General features: G+C 72.5%; 16 protein-coding genes. 11 read left to right on the forward strand and 5 right to left on the reverse strand.

Annotated features, from left to right (window positions below; translation table 11 throughout):
- Positions 1-76 precede the first annotated feature (76 nt).
- Entirely contained in the window at positions 77-928 is an 852-nt protein-coding gene (locus tag ACIA77_RS22110; protein WP_395887795.1) for a M23 family metallopeptidase, read from the forward strand.
- 135 nt (positions 929-1,063) lie between these two features.
- Positions 1,064-2,146: a DUF4192 domain-containing protein gene (locus ACIA77_RS22115; protein ID WP_395887796.1), complete on the forward strand. Its 1,083-nt coding sequence runs from the start codon at positions 1,064-1,066 to the stop codon at positions 2,144-2,146.
- Positions 2,147-3,118: 972 nt separating this feature from the next.
- On the opposite strand, the gene galE is transcribed toward ACIA77_RS22115, so the two are convergent.
- The 3 genes from galE to ACIA77_RS22130 form a co-directional block, all read right to left on the reverse strand.
- Positions 3,119-4,099: a UDP-glucose 4-epimerase GalE gene (gene galE, locus ACIA77_RS22120; protein ID WP_395887797.1), complete on the reverse strand. Its 981-nt coding sequence runs from the start codon at positions 4,097-4,099 to the stop codon at positions 3,119-3,121.
- A 613-nt stretch (positions 4,100-4,712) separates the two neighbouring features.
- Positions 4,713-5,894 carry a galactokinase gene (gene galK / locus ACIA77_RS22125; RefSeq protein WP_395887798.1) on the reverse strand — a complete coding sequence of 394 codons (1,182 nt, stop codon included), beginning with the start codon at positions 5,892-5,894 and terminating at the stop codon, positions 4,713-4,715.
- The gene (locus ACIA77_RS22130) at positions 5,891-6,619 is read right to left on the reverse strand and encodes a metal-dependent transcriptional regulator (RefSeq protein ID WP_395887799.1); all 729 of its coding nucleotides are present in this window, start codon (positions 6,617-6,619) and stop codon (positions 5,891-5,893) included. The genes galK and ACIA77_RS22130 overlap by 4 nt, the downstream gene beginning before the upstream one ends.
- 110 nt (positions 6,620-6,729) lie before the next feature.
- Here ACIA77_RS22130 and ACIA77_RS22135 point away from each other — a divergent pair, with 110 nt between their 5' ends.
- From ACIA77_RS22135 to ACIA77_RS22145, 3 genes are read left to right on the forward strand one after another with little or no spacing between them, the layout of a single operon-like run.
- The gene (locus ACIA77_RS22135) at positions 6,730-7,569 is read left to right on the forward strand and encodes a sulfurtransferase (protein ID WP_395887800.1); all 840 of its coding nucleotides are present in this window, start codon (positions 6,730-6,732) and stop codon (positions 7,567-7,569) included.
- A 49-nt stretch (positions 7,570-7,618) separates the two neighbouring features.
- Positions 7,619-8,791 (forward strand): acetoin utilization protein AcuC, encoded by a 1,173-nt coding sequence (locus tag ACIA77_RS22140; RefSeq protein WP_395887801.1) that lies wholly within the window; start codon positions 7,619-7,621, stop codon positions 8,789-8,791.
- A gap of 1 nt (position 8,792) precedes the next feature.
- Positions 8,793-11,498: a GNAT family N-acetyltransferase gene (locus ACIA77_RS22145; protein ID WP_395887802.1), complete on the forward strand. Its 2,706-nt coding sequence runs from the start codon at positions 8,793-8,795 to the stop codon at positions 11,496-11,498.
- On the opposite strand, the gene ACIA77_RS22150 is transcribed toward ACIA77_RS22145, so the two are convergent.
- A complete protein-coding gene (locus tag ACIA77_RS22150) occupies positions 11,482-12,540 on the reverse strand; it encodes an acyl-CoA dehydrogenase family protein (protein ID WP_395887803.1) in 1,059 nt (352 codons plus the stop codon). The two genes, ACIA77_RS22145 and ACIA77_RS22150, sit on opposite strands and share 17 nt — an antisense overlap.
- Before the next feature lie 10 nt (positions 12,541-12,550).
- Entirely contained in the window at positions 12,551-13,732 is a 1,182-nt protein-coding gene (locus ACIA77_RS22155) for an acyl-CoA dehydrogenase family protein (RefSeq protein WP_395887804.1), read from the reverse strand.
- 102 nt (positions 13,733-13,834) lie between these two features.
- Between ACIA77_RS22155 and ACIA77_RS22160 the strand changes: the two genes are divergently transcribed.
- The 6 genes from ACIA77_RS22160 (at position 13,835) to ACIA77_RS22185 (ending at position 19,308) form a co-directional block, all read left to right on the forward strand.
- A complete protein-coding gene (locus ACIA77_RS22160; RefSeq protein WP_395887805.1) occupies positions 13,835-14,026 on the forward strand; it encodes a ferredoxin in 192 nt (63 codons plus the stop codon).
- Between the two features lie 83 nt (positions 14,027-14,109).
- Positions 14,110-15,198: a zinc-binding dehydrogenase gene (locus ACIA77_RS22165; RefSeq protein WP_395887806.1), complete on the forward strand. Its 1,089-nt coding sequence runs from the start codon at positions 14,110-14,112 to the stop codon at positions 15,196-15,198.
- Positions 15,195-16,076: a 3-oxoacyl-ACP reductase gene (locus ACIA77_RS22170; protein ID WP_395887807.1), complete on the forward strand. Its 882-nt coding sequence runs from the start codon at positions 15,195-15,197 to the stop codon at positions 16,074-16,076. Before ACIA77_RS22165 ends, ACIA77_RS22170 begins: the two co-directional genes overlap by 4 nt.
- Before the next feature lie 33 nt (positions 16,077-16,109).
- A complete protein-coding gene (locus ACIA77_RS22175) occupies positions 16,110-17,612 on the forward strand; it encodes an aldehyde dehydrogenase family protein (RefSeq protein ID WP_395887808.1) in 1,503 nt (500 codons plus the stop codon).
- Positions 17,612-18,370, forward strand: a complete 759-nt coding sequence (locus ACIA77_RS22180) for a glucose 1-dehydrogenase (RefSeq protein WP_395887809.1) — start codon at positions 17,612-17,614, stop codon at positions 18,368-18,370. The genes ACIA77_RS22175 and ACIA77_RS22180 overlap by 1 nt, the downstream gene beginning before the upstream one ends.
- A 143-nt stretch (positions 18,371-18,513) precedes the next feature.
- On the forward strand, positions 18,514-19,308 hold the full coding sequence (locus ACIA77_RS22185; protein ID WP_395887810.1) for an MlaE family ABC transporter permease: 795 nt from the start codon (positions 18,514-18,516) through the stop codon (positions 19,306-19,308).

The following is a 19,308-nucleotide window of genomic DNA, read 5'->3' on the forward strand; positions in this document are numbered from 1 at the left end:
CCGGCATGTACGAAAAATGTACCTTTCCCGGCTTCCCTGGACGGCGTCACCCAAGCCGAAACAGGAGGTACGCACCATGTCCAGGATGCGCCGGCTCGCCGTGTTCGCCGCGGCCGCTGTGCTGCCCGCGCTGGGCCTCACGTTCGCCGCCCAGGCGCCGGCGTCCGCCGCGCCCAACTTCCAGGTGCCGTTCAAGTGCGGGGTCACCGTCACGGCCGCGACGTTCAGCGGGCACAACCCCGCCAACTCCGTCGACTTCCAGAAGACCGGCATCACGGGCATGCCCGTGACCGCGTCGGCGCCGGGCACGGTCACGCGCGTGGAGAACGAGGGCAGCGTCAGCTACGGCCGCTGGACCGAACTCGATCACGGCGGCGGCTGGCGCACCCGCTACGCGCACCTGTCCGCGCAGGAGGTGTCGGTGGGCCAGAAGATCACCCAGGGCCAGGAGATCGGCAAGGCGGGCGCGACGGGTGGCGTCACCGGTCCGCACCTGCACTTCGAGGAGAACCTGAACGGGGTCACGCAGAAGGCCGTGCTCAACGGCGTCGCCGCGGTCTACTACGGCAAGAAGGACTTCACGAGCAAGAACAACTGCGACGGCAACCCCTACTCGGCCACCGAGGTGTGCGGTTCGGGCTTCTCGGTGATCGACCAGCAGGGCCTGGGCTCGTCCGGCACGGCTTACCTGCTGTACAACGCTTCGACGAAGGCCAACTGCGTCACCACGCTGAAGTCCGTCTCGCTCGGCACGGCCAGCCCCACGTCGGCGTTCCTCGAAGTCCAGGGCCAAACGCGGGTCACGGACTCGGGCAATTTCACCTACTACGCGGGCCCGGTGAAGCAGACCGCGGGCGCCACCTGCGTGAAGTGGGGTGGCTCGGTGGGCGCGGACTCGTACACCAGCCCGTTCGAGCACTGCAGCTGAGCGGCTACCACACACCGGCGACAAAACCCGGTCCGGCCCGGCGGCCGGGCCGGGTTTCTCCACAACCGCCCCCGCCCATCCACAGATTCCCGGCCCCGCCCCCGCACCCCGGCTTCCCACCGCACAGTGGAACCCGTGACCACCTCCACCCCGCCCGGCACGGCCCGGGCCGCCACGCTCACCGACCCCGCGCAGCTGATCGCTTCGCTGCCCTACTTGCTCGGGTTCACGCCCGCCGACTCCGTCGTTCTCCTCGGCCACCGCGCACCCGGCACCCGCGTGGGCCTGATCCTGCGCGCCGACCTCCCGCCTCGGGAACTCGTTGCGGAGCAAGCGGATTCTCTCGTGCCGCGGTTCATCGTGGACGATCACGTCGGCGTCACCGCGGTGCTCGTCGGCGGCCGGGCCGGTCCCGGCGGCGAACCGCCGCACGCCGGGTTCGCCGAGGAGCTGAGACGGGCGTTCCACGAGTACGAGCTGCCGATCTTCCATCCACTGTGGACCGCCGAGATCACGGCCGGGGCGCCGTGGCAGTGCTACCGCGACGCCGGCTGTGGCGGGAAGCTGCCCGATCCGCGCTCCACGGTCGTCGCGGCGACCACGACCAAAGCCGGTTTCGTCGCCTTCCGCAGCCGGGAAGAGGTCGAGGCGCTGCTGGAACCGCGCTCACCGGAAGCCGTCGCGCGCCGCCGCGCGATGCTGTCCGGTGCGACGCCACCGTGGCGCCCCGCCGACGAACTCGCCGCCGCGGCCGCCGAGATCCGCACCGCGTTCTTCCGCCACCGCCGCGACCCCGGACCCCTTTCAGACGACGAGGCCGTCCGCCTCGCCCACGCCACCGCCGTCACCCCGATCCGCGACGCGTGCCTCGCCACCGCCGTGCCGGCGGACTCGCCCGTCGCCCTCGCCGCGGCGGACTTCTGGCTGTCGCTCGTGCGCGAACTGCCCGCGCCGCACCGCGCCCAGGTCGCTTCCCTGCTCGCCTACGCCGCCCTCATGCGCGGCGAGGGTGTCCTCGCCGGCCTGGCGCTCACCAACGCCGTGGACGCCGATCCCGAGCACGTCCTCGCGCGGCTCCTGCGCACCGCCTGGGACCTCGGCACCCGCCCGTCCCGGCTCGCCGGCCTGGCTTCCCTGTCCGACGCCGTCGACCTCGGGTTGTCGGCCGTCGAGCTCGCGGAGACGGAAGAGCCGCCGCCGTCTGCATCGGAGCCGTGAGTCTCGGTGCCGACCAAGCGGGCGCTGTGCGGCCCGGACGCCGGGCGCGCGGGCCCTTGAGCCGCGAGCCTTCCGGCCGAGCTGAAGCCCGGCGGTGGGGTGAGGTCCCTGCCGGGCCGCGGTTAGGTGGGTTGCTCGCCTGCCTGATGGTGAGCCGCCTGCGGGGGCATCGCCGCCTCCAGCCCGGCAAGGGCGCACGGTCGCGGTGAAGGCGGTCGGACGGTTGTCCTTCGAGTGCCCAGAGAACGCGACCTCCGCGGCGCGTGCATCCAGGTATACCGAGCTGTGGGGCGGGACCTCGTCGCAACGTCGGTGGCTGCCCGGAGGCGCCGATCGGTCCGGCTCCCCATGAGGCCGTGCTGAAGTCGGCGCCGCTGCAGCGGTTGGCAGCGGGGTGAGGTCCGCGCCGGGCGCGGTCAGATGGGCTGCTCGCCTGCCTGATCGTGAGCCATCTGCGGCGGCACCGCCGCTTCCTGGTTGGAGAGGTCCGCGGTCGTGGTAAAGGCGATCGGATGGTTTGTCCTTCGCTCGCCGCAGACAAGACGACCTCTGCGGCGCGTGCGTCCAGGCGCGTACCGAGCTGTGGGCGGGACCCCGTCGCAACGCCCGGGCGGCTGCCCGGAGACGCCGATGGGTCCGGCTCACCATGAGGCCGTCCTCAAGCCGGCGCCGCTGCGGAGGCTGGCAGTGAGGTGAGGTCCGCGCCGGGCGGGGTCAGACGGGCGATTCGCCTGCCTAATGGTGAGCCGCCTGCGGGGGCATCGCCGCCCTTGCCGGAAAGGCGCACGGTCGCGGTGAATGCGATTGGACGGTTGTCCTTCGAGTGCACAGAGAAGGCGGCCTCCGCGGCGCGCGCATCCAGGCGTACCGAGCTGTGGGGCGGGACCCCGTCGCAACGCCGGTCGGCGGCTGCCCGGAGGCGCCGATGGGTCCGGCTCGCCACGAGCCGGACCCACCGGGGAGGCGTGAAGGTCAGCTGCGGCGGGATTGGGTGAACGTCCACGCGTCGGAGACGATGGCGTCCAGGGCGGTGCGCTCGGGCTTCCAGCCGAGTTCCCGGCCGGCCTTGTCGCTGGAGGCGACGAGGACCGAGGGGTCGCCGGCGCGGCGGGGCGCGATCTCGGCGGGGATCGGGTGGCCGGTCACGCGCCGGCAGGACTCGACGACCTCCAGGACCGAGAAGCCGGTGCCGCTGCCGAGGTTGTAGATGCGGTGTTCGCCGGCGGTGGCGTGGCGGAGGGCGAGCAGGTGGGCGTCGGCGAGGTCGACGACGTGGATGTAGTCGCGGATCGCCGTCTTGTCGGGCGTCGGGTAGTCGTCGCCGTAGATGGAGATGTGGGCGCGGTCGCCGGTGGCGACCTGGAGGACGAGGGGGATGAGGTGCGTTTCGGTGGTGTGCCGTTCGCCGAAGGCGTTGTACGCGCCGGCGACGTTGAAGTAGCGCAGGCTCACCGCGGCGATGCCGTGGGCGCGCGCGAAGCTCGTGATGGCGTGGTCGATCGCGAGCTTGGACGCGCCGTAGGTGTTGGTCGGCTGTGTCGGCGCGGTCTCGGGGATCGGCGAGGATTCGGGCTCGCCGTACGTGGCGGCGGTGGAGGAGAAGACGAGACGCGGCGTGCCGTGGGCCTTCATGGCCTCGAGCAGGCGCAGCGACGTGACGACGTTGCCCTCCCAGTACTTCGCTGGGTCCGTCATCGACTCGCCGACGAGCGACTTCGCCGCGAAGTGCAGCACGCCGTCGAACCCCTCGCCGAGGAGGTCCGCCGCGACCGCGGCGGCGTCGCCTTCGATGAAGCGCGCGTCGGGGTGGACGGCGTCGGCGTGGCCGGTGGACAGGTCGTCCACGACCGTGACTTGGTGACCGGCCTCGATGAGCCGCGCGGCGCACACGCTGCCCACGTAGCCGGCGCCACCCGTGACGATCAGTTTCAGGGGGCTCTGCGGGTCCGTCACGGCGAGGCCTTTCTGGTGAGGGTGGTGACTGTGCGCCACAGTGTCCCCTCACCACACGGCAGGGGACCGCCCGGGGGTTGTCCGCAGGCTCGTGCCGCACCGGCTATGGGCTCGCCGCCGCAACCGGGCCGAACGCGCCCGCCCGCGACGCCAGCGCCGGACGGGACGCCACCGCCGAACGCGACAACACGGCCGAACATGGCAACGTGGCCTAGCGCGGCAACGTGGCCGAATGCGGCAACATGGCCGAACGCGGCAACATGGCCGAACGGCAACGTGGCCGAGCGCGGCAACACGGCCGAGCGCGGCAACACGGCCGAACGCGGCAACACGGCCGAACGCGGCAACGTGGCCGAACGGCAACATGGCCGAGCGTGACAACACGGCCGAACGCGACAACATGGCCGAGCGAGACACCGCCGCCGCGCGAACTCGAAGCTTTCGAGCCGCCGGCCGGACGCAGTGCTGCCCGGGCAGGGAACGTTCGTGGGGCAGCGGGGGACCTCGGGTGTCCGCGTGGCCGGGCTGGGCCGCGCTGTCAAACCCAGGACACAGCGCTGCCCCCAAGGCAGGAACCCTCGGGGGCAGCGCCGAACGCCAGTGTGGCGCGCGATCAGACGTCGCGGGCGGCGCCGCGGGAGGGGAGGGCGGTGAACGTGCGGGGGCGGCGGAGGCCGGCGTGCTCGAAGGCTTCCTCGACGGCCGCGCGGACACGCTCGAGGTCCCCTTCGCGGACCAGGGCGATGGCCGAACCGCCGAAGCCGCCGCCGGTCATGCGGGCGCCGAGGGCGCCGGCGGTGCGGGCGGAGTCGACGGCGAGGTCGAGTTCGGCGGTGGAGATGCGGTAGTCGTCGCGCATGGAGGCGTGGGAGGCGTCGAGCTGGGGGCCGATCTCGGTGAGCTTGCCCTGGTGCAGCAGCGCCACCACGTCGAGCACCCGCTGGTTCTCGGTGACCACGTGGCGCACGAGCGGCGCGAGGTCGCCGGGCAGCTGGGCGAGGGCGGCGGGCAGGCCGTCGAGGGTGACGTCGCGCAGGGCCTTCACGCCGAGGAGCTCGGCGGCGCGCTCGGTGCCGCGGCGGCGTTCGCCGTAGCCGCCTTCGGCGTGGGAGTGCTTGGTGCGCGTGTCGATGATCAGCACGCGGGCGCCGGCCTCGGCCAGCGGGAACGGCACCTGCTCCATCTCGCCGGAGCGGACGTCGAGGAAGAGCACGCGCGCCTCGCGGCAGCACAGCGACGCGGTCTGGTCGAGCAGGCCCGTGGGGGCGCCGACGAAGTCGTTCTCCGAGCGCTGCACCCAGCGCGCGATCTGCGGCCGCGCCGGGGTCTCCGGGTTGCCGTCGTCGAGTTCGACGCCGGCGAGGCCGAGCAGAGCCAGGGACACGGCGCACTCGAGGGCGTGGGACGAGGACAGGCCCGCGCCCGAGGGCACGTCCCCGGCGATCACGAGGTCGGCGCCGGCGGCGTAGCCGTGGTCGCGCAGCACCCACGCGACGCCCGCGGGGTACGCGGCCCAGCCCTCCACCGAACCCGGTGCGAGGGACGCGATGTCGAGGAGGCCGGAGTACTGCAGCTGCCCGTCGTCGCCGAGGGTGGCGACGTTGAGCTTGCCGTCTTCGCGCCGCGACGCCGCCACCGCGAGGCGGTGGGGGAGCGCGAAGGGCAGGACGAAACCGTCGTTGTAGTCGGTGTGCTCACCGATCAGGTTCACCCGGCCGGGAGCCGACCAGACCCCGGCCGGGGCCTGGCCGTGGATCTCGTGGAACGCCCTGGCCGCGTCGCCGGCGGGGCTCACCGAGCCTGCGCCAGCACGGCGTGCAGCGCCGCGGTGGAGACCTGCGCGGTGGAGCTGGTCTCGCCGCCGGTGATCTCGATGGTGACTGTGCCGCCGTTGGCCTTGCCGACGGTGACGCGGCCGCCGGGCACGATGCCGACGGACTTGAGCTCGGTGAGCAGCGACTCGTCGAGCTGCACGTGCTCGGCGATGCGGCGGATCACGACGTCGCCGCCGCCGGTGCGGGCGAACTCGTCGAGCCGGACGAGGTCGGACTCCGCGGGCGGGGCCGGGTCGCCGTCGCCGAGCTTGTCGAGGCCCGGGATCGGGTTGCCGTACGGCGACGTGGTCGGGTGGTCGAGCAGCTTCACCAGCTTGCGCTCGACGGCCTCGCTCATCACGTGCTCCCAGCGGCACGCTTCGGTGTGCACGTGCTCCCACTCGAGCCCGATGACGTCGACGAGGAGGCGTTCGGCGAGACGGTGCTTGCGCATGACGGCGATCGCGAGCTCCCGGCCGTGGTCGGTCAGCTGCAGGTGCCGGTCGTCGGCCACCACCACCAGCCCGTCGCGCTCCATCCTGGCCACGGTCTGGCTCACGGTGGGCCCGCTCTGCTGCAGGCGCTCCGCGATCCGGGCCCGCAGCGGGACGACACCCTCTTCTTCGAGCTCGTAGATCGTACGCAAGTACATCTCGGTGGTGTCGATGAGATCGTTCACGCTGTCCCCTTCGTCCGCGTAGCTCATCGTAGTCGTTGGCCCCGACACCGACGGCACGCGCCGACATAACAAGCGACCCGACCTGAAAAGTCCGGCCCAGGTGCGCTCCGGGCGCGCGGACCTGCAGGATGGGGGTCATGGGACCGTTGATCACGCCTGCCCGGCTCGCCGCCCTGCCCGACGCCGAGCGCCCCGTCGTGCTCGACGTGCGCTGGCGCCTGGCCGGGCCGCCCGGAGCCGACTCCTACCGCGAGGCCCACGTGCCCGGTGCGGTGTTCGTCGACCTCGACACGGCGCTCGCGGCACCGCCGGGCGAGGGCGGCCGCCACCCTCTGCCCGACCCCGGCGATCTGCAGCGTGAGCTGCGGAAAGCCGGCGTGCGCGCCGGCCGCCCGGTGGTCGTGTACGACGACGCCGACGGCTCCGTCGCCGCCCGCGCCTGGTGGCTGCTGCGCTGGGCCGGCCACGCCGACGTCGCGGTCCTCGACGGCGGTTACGCAGCGTGGCTCGCCGAAGGCCACGAGGTCACCGCCGACGTGCCGGCACCCGAGCCCGGCGACCTCGAGGTCCGGCCCGGCGGCATGCCGGTGCTCACCGCCGACGAAGCCGCCGCCCGCGCCCGCGAAGGCGTGCTCTTCGACGCCCGGGCCCACGCCCGCTACACCGGCGAGACCGAACCCGTCGACCCGCGCGCCGGGCACATCCCCGGCGCCGTCAGCGCGCCGTCGTCGGACCACGCCGGCCCCGACGGCCGCTGGCGCGCACCCGCCGACCTCGCCGCGCGCTTCGCGGAACTCGGCCTGACCGCGGACACGCCCGTCGGCGCCTACTGCGGCTCCGGCGTCACGGCGTCTTCGGTGGTCCTCGCACTGGAGGTCGCCGGCCACCCGGCGCCGGCCGCGCTCTACGCGGGTTCGTGGTCGCACTGGTCGCGCGACCCCGAGCGCCCCGCCGCCACCGGCCCGGAGCGCGGCTGACCCGTCGCGAACCGGGCTGCGGGGCCGTCCGGCCAGTACAGTGCGGTACATGTCCTCGCCTGCTGTCGTCTGGGATGCCGCGCTGCTGGGGTATGACCTCGGGGGCGAGCACCCCTTCAACCCCGTCCGGCTGGAGCTCACGGTGCGGCTGGCCACCGAACTCGGGGTGCTGGACGGCGTCGAGCTGCTCGTGCCCACCGCGGCCGGCGACGAGGAACTGCTGCGGATCCACGCCCCCGAATACCTGGCGGCGGTGAAGGAAGCCCCGCTCGTCGGGTGGGACGTGGGGCACGGGCTGGGCACGGCGGACAACCCCGTGTTCAGCGGGATGCACGACGCTTCGGCGCTCGTGGTGGGGTCGACGCTGCTCGCGGCGCGCAAGATCGCCGACGGCGAGGTCAAGCGCGCCGTCAACATCGCGGGCGGGCTGCACCACGCGATGCGCGACCACGCGTCCGGCTTCTGCGTGTACAACGACTGCGCCGTCGCGATCTCGTGGCTGCTCGACCACGGCTTCGACCGCATCGCCTACCTCGACACCGACGTCCACCACGGCGACGGTGTCCAGACGGCGTTCTACGACGATCCGCGCGTGCTCACGGTTTCACTGCACCAGCACCCGTTCACGCTGTGGCCCGGCACGGGGTACTCGGCCGAGATCGGCACGGGCAAGGCGGCGGGCACGTCGGTGAACATCCCGCTGCCGCCGCAGACGAAGGATCCCGGGTGGCTGCGGGCGTTCCACGCGGTCGTGCCGTCGCTGCTGGCGGAGTTCGAGCCGCAGATCCTGGTGACGCAGTGCGGCGTCGATTCGCACGAGGAGGACCCGCTGGCCGACCTGTCGCTCTCGGTCGACGGGCACCGCACGATCTACGCGACCATGCGCGAGCTCGCGGAGACCTACGCGGGCGGCCGCTGGCTCGCGGTCGGCGGGGGCGGGTACCAGCTGATCCGCGTGGTCCCGCGCTCCTGGACGCACCTGATGGCCACCGTGCTCGACCGCGACGTCGCGCCCGAGACCGCCCTGCCGCCCGGCTGGGTCTCCACGGTCGCGAAGGCCGCGCCGACCGCCGAGATCCCGCCGGCCATGACCGACGAGCGCGACACCGCGTTCAAACCGTGGGGCGACGAAGCCGACGAGCCGGTGGACGTCGCGATCGGCGACACCCGCCGCGCCGTTTTCCCCTTGCACGGCCTCGATCCGGACGACCCGAGGGACTGACATGTCCGAACACCCCGACGAAGGAAAGGGCCTGCGCGACCCCTACGACTACCCCCGCGACTGGGAAGCCGACGTCGTCCTCTCCGACGGCGGCACCGTGCACCTGCGGCCCATCGTGCCGTCGGACGCCGACAACCTCGTCGCGTTCCACAGCCGCCTTTCGGAGCGCACGCGGTACCTGCGCTACTTCGGCGCGTACCCGCGCATCCCGCCGCGCGACCTCGAACGGTTCTCCACTGTGGACCACCACGACCGCGTCGCGTTCGTGGCGCTGCTGGGCGACGACATCGTGGCCGTCGGGCGGTACGAGCGGCTCGAGGGCGGGCCGTCGGCCGAGGTCGCGTTCGTGGTCGACGACAAGCACCAGGGCCGCGGGCTCGGCTCGATCCTGCTGGAGCACCTGGCCGCCGCGGCGTCGGAGAGCGGGCTGCGCCGGTTCGTCGCCGAGGTGCTCGCCGAGAACGCCGCCATGGTCCGCGTGTTCCGCGACGCCGGTTACCAGGTCAGCCGCGCCATCGAGGAAGGCGTGCTGCACCTGGAGTTCGACATCGATCCGACGGAGGAGTCGCTCGCCGTCGCGCGCTCGCGTGAGCAGGCCGCCGAGGCGCGCAGCGTGCACAACCTGCTGCACCCGCGCTCGGTCGCGGTGATCGGCGCGTCGGCCGATCCCACGAAGGTCGGTCACGTCGCCTTCGCGAACATGCTGGCCGCCGACTTCGCCGGCACCGTCTACCCGGTCAACCCCGAACACCGCTCCGTGCGCGGCGTCCGCGCGTACGCCTCGGTGCTCGACATCCCGGACCCGGTCGACCTCGCGGTGGTCGCCGTGCCCGCGGAGGTCGTGGAATCCGTGCTCGACGCCTGTCTCGCCAAGGGCGTGAAGACGCTGGTGATCGTGTCGGGCGGCTTCGCCGAATCCGGCCCGCTCGGCCTGCACGCCGAATTGCGGCTCGTCGGCGAGGCCCGCGCGCACGGCATGCGCGTGGTCGGCCCGAACGCGCTCGGTGTCCTCAACACCGCGCCGTCGGTCCGCCTCAACGCGACGCTCGCGCCGCGGCTGCCCAAGCGCGGGCACACCGGGTTCTTCTGCCAGTCGGGCGCACTGGGCACGGCGATCCTCGCCGACGCCGGTTCGCGCGGGCTCGGCCTCTCGACGTTCGTCTCCGCCGGCAACCGCGCCGACGTGTCGGGCAACGACCTGTTGCAGTACTGGGAAACCGACCCCGAGACGGATCTCGTGCTGCTCTACCTCGAATCCTTCGGCAACCCGCGCAAGTTCGCCCGCCTGGCGCGGCGGCTCGCGCGCACCAAACCGATCGTCGCGGTGAAATCCGGCCGGCACGCGGTGCGCCCGCAGCTGGCCGCGACGTCGGCGGAAGTCGACGAAGCCAGCGTGCAGGCGCTGTTCGAACAGGCCGGGGTCGTGCGCGTGGAGTCGCTCGCGCAGCTCTTCGACACGGCGCTGGTGTTCGCGCACCAGCCGCTGCCGGCCGGGCCGCGCATCGCGATCGTCGGCAACTCCAGTGCGATCGGGCTGCTCGCCGCCGACACCGCCCGCGCGCAGGGACTGCACGTCGCCTTCGATCCCGTGGACATCGGCCCGCAGGCCGGGCCCGCCGCGTTCGCCGAAGCGGTGCGCGACGCCCTGGACTCGGCCGAGGTCGACGCGCTCATCGCCGTGTTCGCGCCGCCGATCACGATCCCCGGCACCGCGTACGCGCGGGCGCTGAAGCAGGCTGTGCTGGAGCAGAAGCGGACCAAACCCGTCGTCTCCACGTTCCTCGCGGCCGAAGGCGTGCCCGATGAACTCGCGGTGCTCACGGATTTCGGCGTGCCCACGCGGGGTTCGATCCCGTCGTACCCCAGCCCGGAGCGCGCGGTGAACGCGCTCGCCCGCGTCGTGCGCTACTCGGCCTGGCGCCAGCGACCGCAGGGTTCCCTGGTGCGCCCGGCCGGGCTCCACGTGGAGAAGGCGCAGCAGATCGTGCGCGAACTCCTCGCGGCGGCCGACGGTCACTCCACGATGCTGTCGGACGACGACGTGGTGCGGCTGCTCGGCTGCTACGGCGTGGACGTCGTGCCGTTCCGCGTGGTGTCCGATGTGGACGAAGCTGTGACGGCCGCCGCGCAGCTCGGCTACCCGGTCACGCTCAAGGCCGTCGACGAGCGGCTGCGCGGCCGCCCGGACCTCGCCGGCGTGCGGCTCGACCTCACGTCCGAGGATTCCGTCCGCGTGGCCTACCGCGACCTGTGCGAGGTCTCCGGCGACAACGAGCTGTACGTGCAGCGCATGGCGGCCAAGGGGATCTCGTGCGTGATCGGGCTGCAGGACGACCCGTCGTTCGGCACGCTCGTGTCGTTCGGGCTCTCGGGCCTGGTCAGCACGCTGCTCGGCGACCGCGCCTACCGCGCGATCCCGGTCACCGACGTCGACGCCGCCACGCTGATCCGCGAGCCGCGCACGTCGCCGCTGCTCACCGGCTACCGCGGCGACGAACCCGCGGATCTGGCGGCCCTGCAGGACATGGTGCTGCGCGTGGCCGCGCTGGCCGAGGACAACCCGGAGGTCCGGTCACTCGCGCTCGACCCGATCCTCGCCTCGCCCGACGGCGCGTTCGTCGCCAACGCGCGGATGGTCCTCGGGCCGACCCCGACACGGCCGGACACGGGGCCGCGGCGGCTGCGGCACATCACGCCGTCGGATTGACAGCTGCCGGCTCGTCCCGGGCCAGCAATCCGCCCAGGGTCAGCAGCTGCCCTGTCGCGCCGCCGCCGGTGAACTCCAGGCGCTTGGCTGCCACGAAGTAGCGGTGCACGGGGTGCTCGACGTCGATGCCGACGCCGCCGTGCAGGTGCACCGCGGTGTGCGCGACGCGGTGGCCGGCTTCGGCGGCCCAGTACTTCGCCGTCGCCACCTCGGCGTCCGCGGGCAGGCCTTCCGCGAGGCGCCACGCCGCTTGCCACAGCGTGAGCCGGACCGCTTCGACGTCGAGGTAGGCGTCGGCCAGCCGCTGGCGCACGGCCTGGAACGCGCCGATCGCGTGGCCGAACTGCTCGCGCTCGCGCGTGTACGCGGCCGTCAGTTCGAGCGCCTTTTCGACGACGCCCAGCTGCTGCGCGCACAACCCGACCGCGCCGCGCAACCGCAACACCCGGGCGAGGTCACCGAGGGGTTCGGCGGGCGCGCCGTCGAGTTCGACGAGACCCGCGTCGGCGTGGTCGATCGTCTCCTGCGCCGAGATCGTCACGCCGGGCGCGTCGCGTTCGACGAGGTGCACGCCGCCGGGAGACTCGACGAGCAGCGCGTCGGCGAAAGCCGCGTACGGCACGGCGGTCTGCGTGCCGCTCAGCCGCCCGGCCGAGGCGGTGAAGCCGGTTCCGAGCGCCACTGCGAGCACGGCGGAACCCCGCGACACGGGCACCAGCCAGCGTTCCACGAGCTCCGGCCGGCCCAGGTCCGCGAGCACCGACGCCGCCTGCGTCACCGACGACAAGTACGGCACCGGCGCGACGGCCCGGCCGACCTCGATCAGCACCGAACACTGCTCCAGCAAGCCGAACCCGCCGCCGCCGACGGCCGCGGGCAGCGCCGCGTCGAGCACTCCCGCCTGGGCCAGCTGGGTCCACGCCCGCGCGTCGAAGCCGCCGGATCCGTGCGGCCCCAGCGTTTCCGGCGTCACCTGGCCGGCGAGGATGCGCCGCGTCAGGGCCGCGAGGGCCTCCTGCACCTCGGTCGGGGAGAAGTCCACGGTCGTGCTCCTAACGGGTCACGGGCTGGCCGAGCGCGGCCGCGGCGACGAGGTCGCGCTGCACCTCGTTCGTGCCGCCGCCGAAGGTGAGGATGAGGGCGGAGCGGTGCAGGCGTTCGAGCCGCCCGGCCAGTACGGCGCCCGGCGAGCCCTCGCGGACCACGGCGGCCGCGCCCAGCACTTCCATCAGCAGGCGGTAGGCCTCGATCGCCGCCTCGGTGCCGAACACCTTCGTCGCCGACGCTTCGGCGGGACCGAGTTCGCTCGCCGCGGCGGCCCACGCGATCTGCCAGTTGCGCAGCTTCAGGTACTCCGCGCGCGTGTGCACGCGGGCGAGGTTCAGCCGCACCCATTCTGCGTCAAGCAGCGGCGAGCCGTCGGGGGCGACGGCGGTGCGGGCCCACTCGACGACGTCGCGCAGCGCGGTGCGCAACGGCGCGGCCGAGGTCAGCGCGACGCGTTCGTGGTTGAGCTGGTTGGTGATCAGCGGCCACCCGGCGTTCTCATCGGCGATGCGGGAGGTCACGGGCACGCGCACGTCGTCGTAGTAGGTCGCGCTGGTGCCGGGGCCGGCGACGGTGCGCACCTTCGTCCAGGAGAAGCCGGGCGCCGACGTCGGCACCACGAGGATCGAGAGGCCCTTGTGCTTGCGCGCGTCCGGGTCGGTGCGCGCGGCGAGCCACACGTAGTCGGCGTACTCGATGAGGCTGGTCCACATCTTCTGGCCGGTGACCACGTAGTCGTCTCCGTCGCGCACGGCGCGCGTGCGCAGCGAAGCGAGGTCGGTCCCGGCGCCCGGCTCGGAGTAGCCGATGGCGAAGTGCAGCTCGCCGGCGGCGATGCGCGGCAGGTAGAACGCCTTCTGATCCGGAGTGCCGAACCGCATGATGGTCGGCCCGATCGTGTTCACGGTCAGGAACGGCACGGGCACCCCCGCGGCGGCCGCCTCGTCGGTGAAGACGAGCTGCTCGAGCATCGAGCGGGCCTGCCCGCCGTACTCGCGGGGCCAGCCGAGGGCGAGCCACCCGTCCTTGCCCAGTCGGCGCACGATTTCTTTGTACGCAAAGCCATCACCGTACTCGCCGCCGCCCGTCGCGAGGCTCTCCCGGCGGGCCGGCGTCATCAGCTCGGCGAAGTACTCGCGCAGCTGCCCGGCCAGCTCGCGCTGGGCGTCCGTGTAGTCGATCCGCACCGCTCACCTCCACGCCGCCGGGGAGACCGTGGTGTCGCGCCGGACCCGGCGGTAGGCTAGAACCTGTTCTAGTTGTACCAGGCGCCGCGGACGGGAGGAAGCGTGGAGATCGGGGTCGACCGCTCGTTGTGCGAGGCGAACGCGGTCTGCGTGGGGTTCGCGCCCGGGGTCTTCGACCTGGACGACGACGAGGAGTTGGTCATCGCGCCGGGCGAGATCCCGGAAGAACAAGTAGAACGTGTTTCGGATGCCGTGACCGGTTGTCCCAAGAATGCGCTGTTCATCGCACGTTAGCGGCGTTCATCCGGGCCTTGCCTAGAGCGAGAACAGATTCTAGTCTGAGCTCACCTTGGCAGGCTTCGACGAGGAGGCTCGCGGTGAGAGCAGCCGTACTGAACGCGATCGGCGACGACAAGCTGGAGCTGCGCGACGACGTCACCACAGTCGATCCGGGGCCGGGTGAGGTCCGGATCCGGGTGCGGGCTTCGGGCATCTGCCACAGCGACCTCTCGGCCATGGACGGCACGCTGCCGGCCCTGGCGCCCGGCGTCGTCGGCCACGAGGGCTCCGGTGAGGTCCTGGAGGTCGGCCCCGCCGTCACGCACCTCGTGCCGGGTGACCACGTGACCGTCTCGTTCGTCCCGCCGTGCGGCTCGTGCGCCAACTGCCTGCGTGGCCAGCCGAACCTGTGCGCCGTGCACGCGATCGCCGCCTTCACCACACCGCGCTTCCGCCTCGGGGACACCCCGTTGTTCGGCTACGCGGGGCTCGGCACGTTCGCCGACGAGGTCGTGGTGCCGGCGTCCGGCGCGGTGAAGGTCGACCCGGACGTGCCGTTCGAGACGGCCGCGCTCATCGCGTGCGGGGTGCTCACCGGGGTCGGCTCGGTGCTCAACACCGCGAAGGTCGAACCCGGTTCGACGGTCGTCGTGTTCGGCTGTGGCGGCGTCGGCATCTCCGTGATCCAGGGCGCTCGCATCGCGGGCGCGGCCACGATCGTCGCGGTGGATCCGGTGGAGGGCAAGCACTCCGTGGCGAAGCGGTTCGGCGCGACGCACGCCGTGACGCCGGAGAACCTCGAGCAGCTCAAGGGTGAGCTGACCGCCGGCGAGGGCTTCGACTACGCCTTCGACGTCGTCGGCGCGCCCGTCACCATCCGCGCCGGCTGGGACGCCGCGCGCCGCGGCGGCGCGGTCGTGGTCGTCGGCGCCGGGCGCGGAGACGCGATGGTGTCGTTCAGCGCGCAGGAGCTCTTCCTGCACGACAAGAAGATCCTCGGCTCGTTCTACGGTTCGGCGCACGTGCACCGCGACACCGCGACCATGCTGCGGTTCTGGCGCGCCGGGCTGCTCGACCTCGACGGCATGATCTCGCGCCGCCTCGCGTTCGCGGACCTCAACGACGGCCTCGGCCTGCTGCGCGAAGGCAGCACCGACGTGATCCGCCAGGTGGTGACGCTCGCGTGAGCCTGAGCGGACGGGTCGCGATCGTCACCGGCGCCGCCGCCGGGCTGGGGCGGGCCGAAGCGCTCGCCCTCGCCCGGGAGGGCGCCGCCGTGGTGGTCAACGACATCGCGGAAGCCCGCGAAACCGTCGAGGAGATCGAAGCGAACGGTGGCAAAGCGCTCGCGGTGGCGGGCGACGTTTCCGAAGCCGCCACCGCCGGCGCGCTGCTCGCCGCCGCGGTCGGCCACTTCGGCGGCCTCGACGTCGTGGTGAACAACGCCGGGGTGCTGCGCGACCGCATGTTGTTCTCGATGACCGACGCCGACTGGGACCAGGTCGTCGCCGTGCACCTGCGCGGGCACTTCCTGCTTTCCCGTGCGGCGGCTCGACATTGGCGGGACAAGTCCAAAGTGGAGGGCGGCCCGGTCTACGGGCGGCTCGTCAACACCGCGTCCGAAGCGTTCCTCGTCGGCTCACCCGGCCAGCCCAACTACTCCGCTGCGAAGGCCGGCATCGCCGCGCTCACCGTGTCCGCGGCGCGCGGGCTGGCGAAGTACGGCGTGCGCGCCAACACGATCTGCCCGCGCGCCCGCACGGCGATGACCGCCGACGTCTTCGGCGAAGCACCCGGCGAAGGCACGGATCCCTTGTCCGTGAACCACGTCGCGCCGTTCGTCGCCTTCCTCGCCTCGCCCGCGGCCGGCGCGATCAACGGCCAGGTGTTCGTCGTGCACGGCGGCATGGTCGCGCTGCTGCGCCCACCGTCGGTCGAGCAGCGCTTCGACACCGCGCACGGCACGTGGACCACCGGCGAGCTCGCCGGAACCGTCGGCGCCCACTTCGCCGAGCGCGATCCCGACGCGATGTTCGCCGCGACCGACCTGCTCACCCTGCCTTGAAAACAGCACTGCCCTGACCTTCCGGGAGAAGTCATGACGCTCACCGTGTTACCCCACCGCGACGCCGCCGGGCTCAAGGCCGGGCAGCTGTTCATCGGCGGCGAGTGGGTGGCCGCGCGCGACGGTGCGACGTGGACCCACCACCACCCCGCGACGAACGAGGAGATCGGCGAGTTCGCGGTCGCCGGTGCGGCCGACGTCGACGACGCCGTGGCCGCCGCGCGCGCCGCGTTCGCCACCTGGGGCACGTCCCGCGCGAGCACGCGCATCGCCGTGTTGCTGAAGTACGCCGAGTCGCTGCGCGCCCACGCCGACGAGCTGCGGGCGCTGCAGGCGCTCGACAACAGCGTGCCGCTGTCGTTCGGCGGCATCTACGCGACGTCGGTGGCCGCGGCGGCCGACGTGTTCACCCACCACGCCGGCTGGGTCGACAAGGCGGGCGGGCAGACCCTGCCGCCGTACCAGGGTGGCGACCACCTGGCGATGACCTTCCGCGAGCCGATCGGCGTCGTCGGCGCGATCCTGCCGTGGAACGCGCCCTTCCTGCTCTTCGCGCAGAAGGTGGCGCCGGCGCTCGGGGCCGGCTGCACGGTGGTGCTCAAGGCGTCGGAGTACGCGTCGTTCGCCGTGATCCGCATGGTCGAGCTGCTGGCCGAAGCCGGCCTGCCCGCGGGGGTGCTCAACCTCGTGACCGGCCCGGGTGACCCGGCGGGCGAGCGGCTGATCACGCACCCGGACGTGGACAAGGTCAGCTTCACCGGCAGCCGCGCGGTCGGCAAGCGCATCGTCGAGGCGTCCGCGGGCACGCTCAAGCGCGTGTCGCTCGAACTGGGCGGCAAGAGCCCGGCCGTCGTGTTCCCGGACGCGCCCAACGTCGGCCTCGCCGCGATGACGACCATGGGCGCGGTGACCATGGGCCTGTCCGGCCAGGCCTGCGTCGCCAACACCCGCGCCCTCGTGCACCGCGACGTCTACGACGAGTTCATCGCCGCCGCGCAGGGCATGGCGGCGGCCGTGACCTACGGCGACCCGTTCGACCCGGCCGTCATCTCGTGCCCGCTGGTGAACGGCCGCCAGCTCGAACGCGTGCTCGGCTACATCGAGCGGGGCAAGGCGGAGGGCCGGCTCGTCACGGGCGGCGAACGGCTCGACGGCGACTACGCGAACGGCAACTTCGTGGCGCCCACGATCTTCGCCGACGTCGCCAACTCGGCGACCATCGCGCAGGAAGAGATCTTCGGCCCGGTGCTCGCGGTGGTGCCGTTCGAGTCGGAGGACGAAGCGGTCGAGCTCGCCAACGCCACCGAGTACGGCCTCGGCGCCGGTCTGTTCACCGGCGACTCGGCGCGCGCGTTCCGCGTGGCCCGGCGGCTGCGCGCCGGCACGATCGGCGTCAACGGCTTCCAGGTCGAGCCGCACCTGCCCTTCGGCGGGTTCAAGCAGTCGGGGCTCGGCCGCGAAGGCGGGTTGTCGGCGTTCGAGGCCTACACGGAGCTCAAGACCGTGCTCATGCCGCTCGGTGAGGAGCTCATGTAGTGGGCCGGCTCGACGGGAAGGTCGCCTTGGTCACCGGCGCGGCCCGGGGCCAGGGCGCGGCGGCCGCGCGCGCGTTCGTCGCCGAGGGCGCCCGCGTGGTGGTCGCCGACGTGCTCGACGCCGAGGGCAAGCAGTTGGCCGCCGACCTCGGTGACGCGGCCGTGTTCCAGCACCTCGACGTGGGTGACGAGGACGGCTGGACCGCCGCCGTCGAGCGCACGGCCGCCGAGTTCGGCCCGCCGACGGTGCTGGTCAACAACGCCGGTGTCCTGCACTTTTCGGAGCTCCGGACCACCGCGCTGGCCGATTACGAACGCGTCGTGCGCGTGAACCAGATCGGGGCGTTTCTCGGGATGCGGTCGGTCGTTGAACCCATGACCGGGGCCGGTGGCGGCTCCATCGTCAACGTGTCCTCTGTGGAGGGACTTGCCGGCATGCCGTTCCTCGTCGCCTACACCGCGAGCAAGTTCGCGATCCGCGGGATGACCAAGGTCGCCGCGCTGGAGCTGGGCGCGCGCGGCATCCGGGTGAACTCCGTCCACCCGGGCATGATCGACACGAAGATGGTGTCCGAGGCCGCCGGGACCGACGTCGACGTGTCCTGGGTCGGCAAGAAGGTGGCGCTCGGGCGCGTGGGACGGGCCGACGAGATCGCGCCGCTGCTGGTGTTCCTGGCGAGTGAGGAGAGTTCGTACTGCACCGGGAGCGAGTTCGTCGCCGATGGGGGAGCGACGGCGACTCACGCGCTAAAAGTGTGAGCAGCGGAGCGAAGCTCCTCCGTTGAGGGCGGCGGTGGGGGCATGGATGGAGTGATCAACACGACTGAGAGTGAGAAGTGAACACCGCTAACGGAAACCGGGCGGGAGGTATGGACAAGACTCGGGGGTGACTACTGGGAGGTGTGGTGGGCGAGACCGGCTCGATCACCCTCCCGGGCACCGCGGCGCTGACCCAGGTCGGCCGGCTCGCCACGCTGTCCTGGGAGGTGCTGCGGGCGATCTTCCGGCGTCCGTTCCAGTTCCGCGAGTGGATCCAGCAGTGCTGGTTCTTCGCGAGTGTCACGATCTTGCCGACCGCTCTGGTCGCCATCCCGTTCGGGGCCGTGATCGCGCTCCAGCTGGGGTCGCTGACCACGCAGATCGGCGCGCAGTCGTTCACCGGCGCCGCCAGCGCGCTCGCCATCGTGCAGCAGGCCAGCCCGCTGATCACGGCGCTGCTCGTGGCCGGCGCGGGCGGCAGCGCCGTCTGCGCGGACATCGGGGCGCGCAAGATCCGTGAAGAGATCGACGCGATGGAAGTGCTCGGCGTCAACCCGGTGCAGCGCATCGTCGTGCCGCGGGTGCTGGCCGCGATCGTCGTGTCGGTGCTGCTCAACGGCTTGGTCAGCGTGGTCGGGGTGCTCGGCGGCTACTTCTTCAACGTCGTGCTGCAGGGCGGCACGCCGGGCGCGTACCTGGCGAGTTTCAACGCACTGGCGCAGGTGCCGGACCTGTGGATCAGCGAGATCAAGGCGTTCCTGTACGGGTTCGTCGCCGGCGTCGTCGCCGCGTTCCGCGGTCTGAACCCCGCGGGCGGGCCGAAGGGCGTGGGCGACGCGGTGAACCAGGCCGTGGTGATCACGTTCCTGCTGCTGTTCCTCATCAACGTCGTGCTCACCGCGATCTACCTCAAGATCGTGCCGCCGAAGGCGCTGTGA

The sequence above is a fragment of the Amycolatopsis sp. NPDC051903 genome (genome assembly GCF_044452505.1).
Lineage (GTDB): Bacteria > Actinomycetota > Actinomycetes > Mycobacteriales > Pseudonocardiaceae > Amycolatopsis.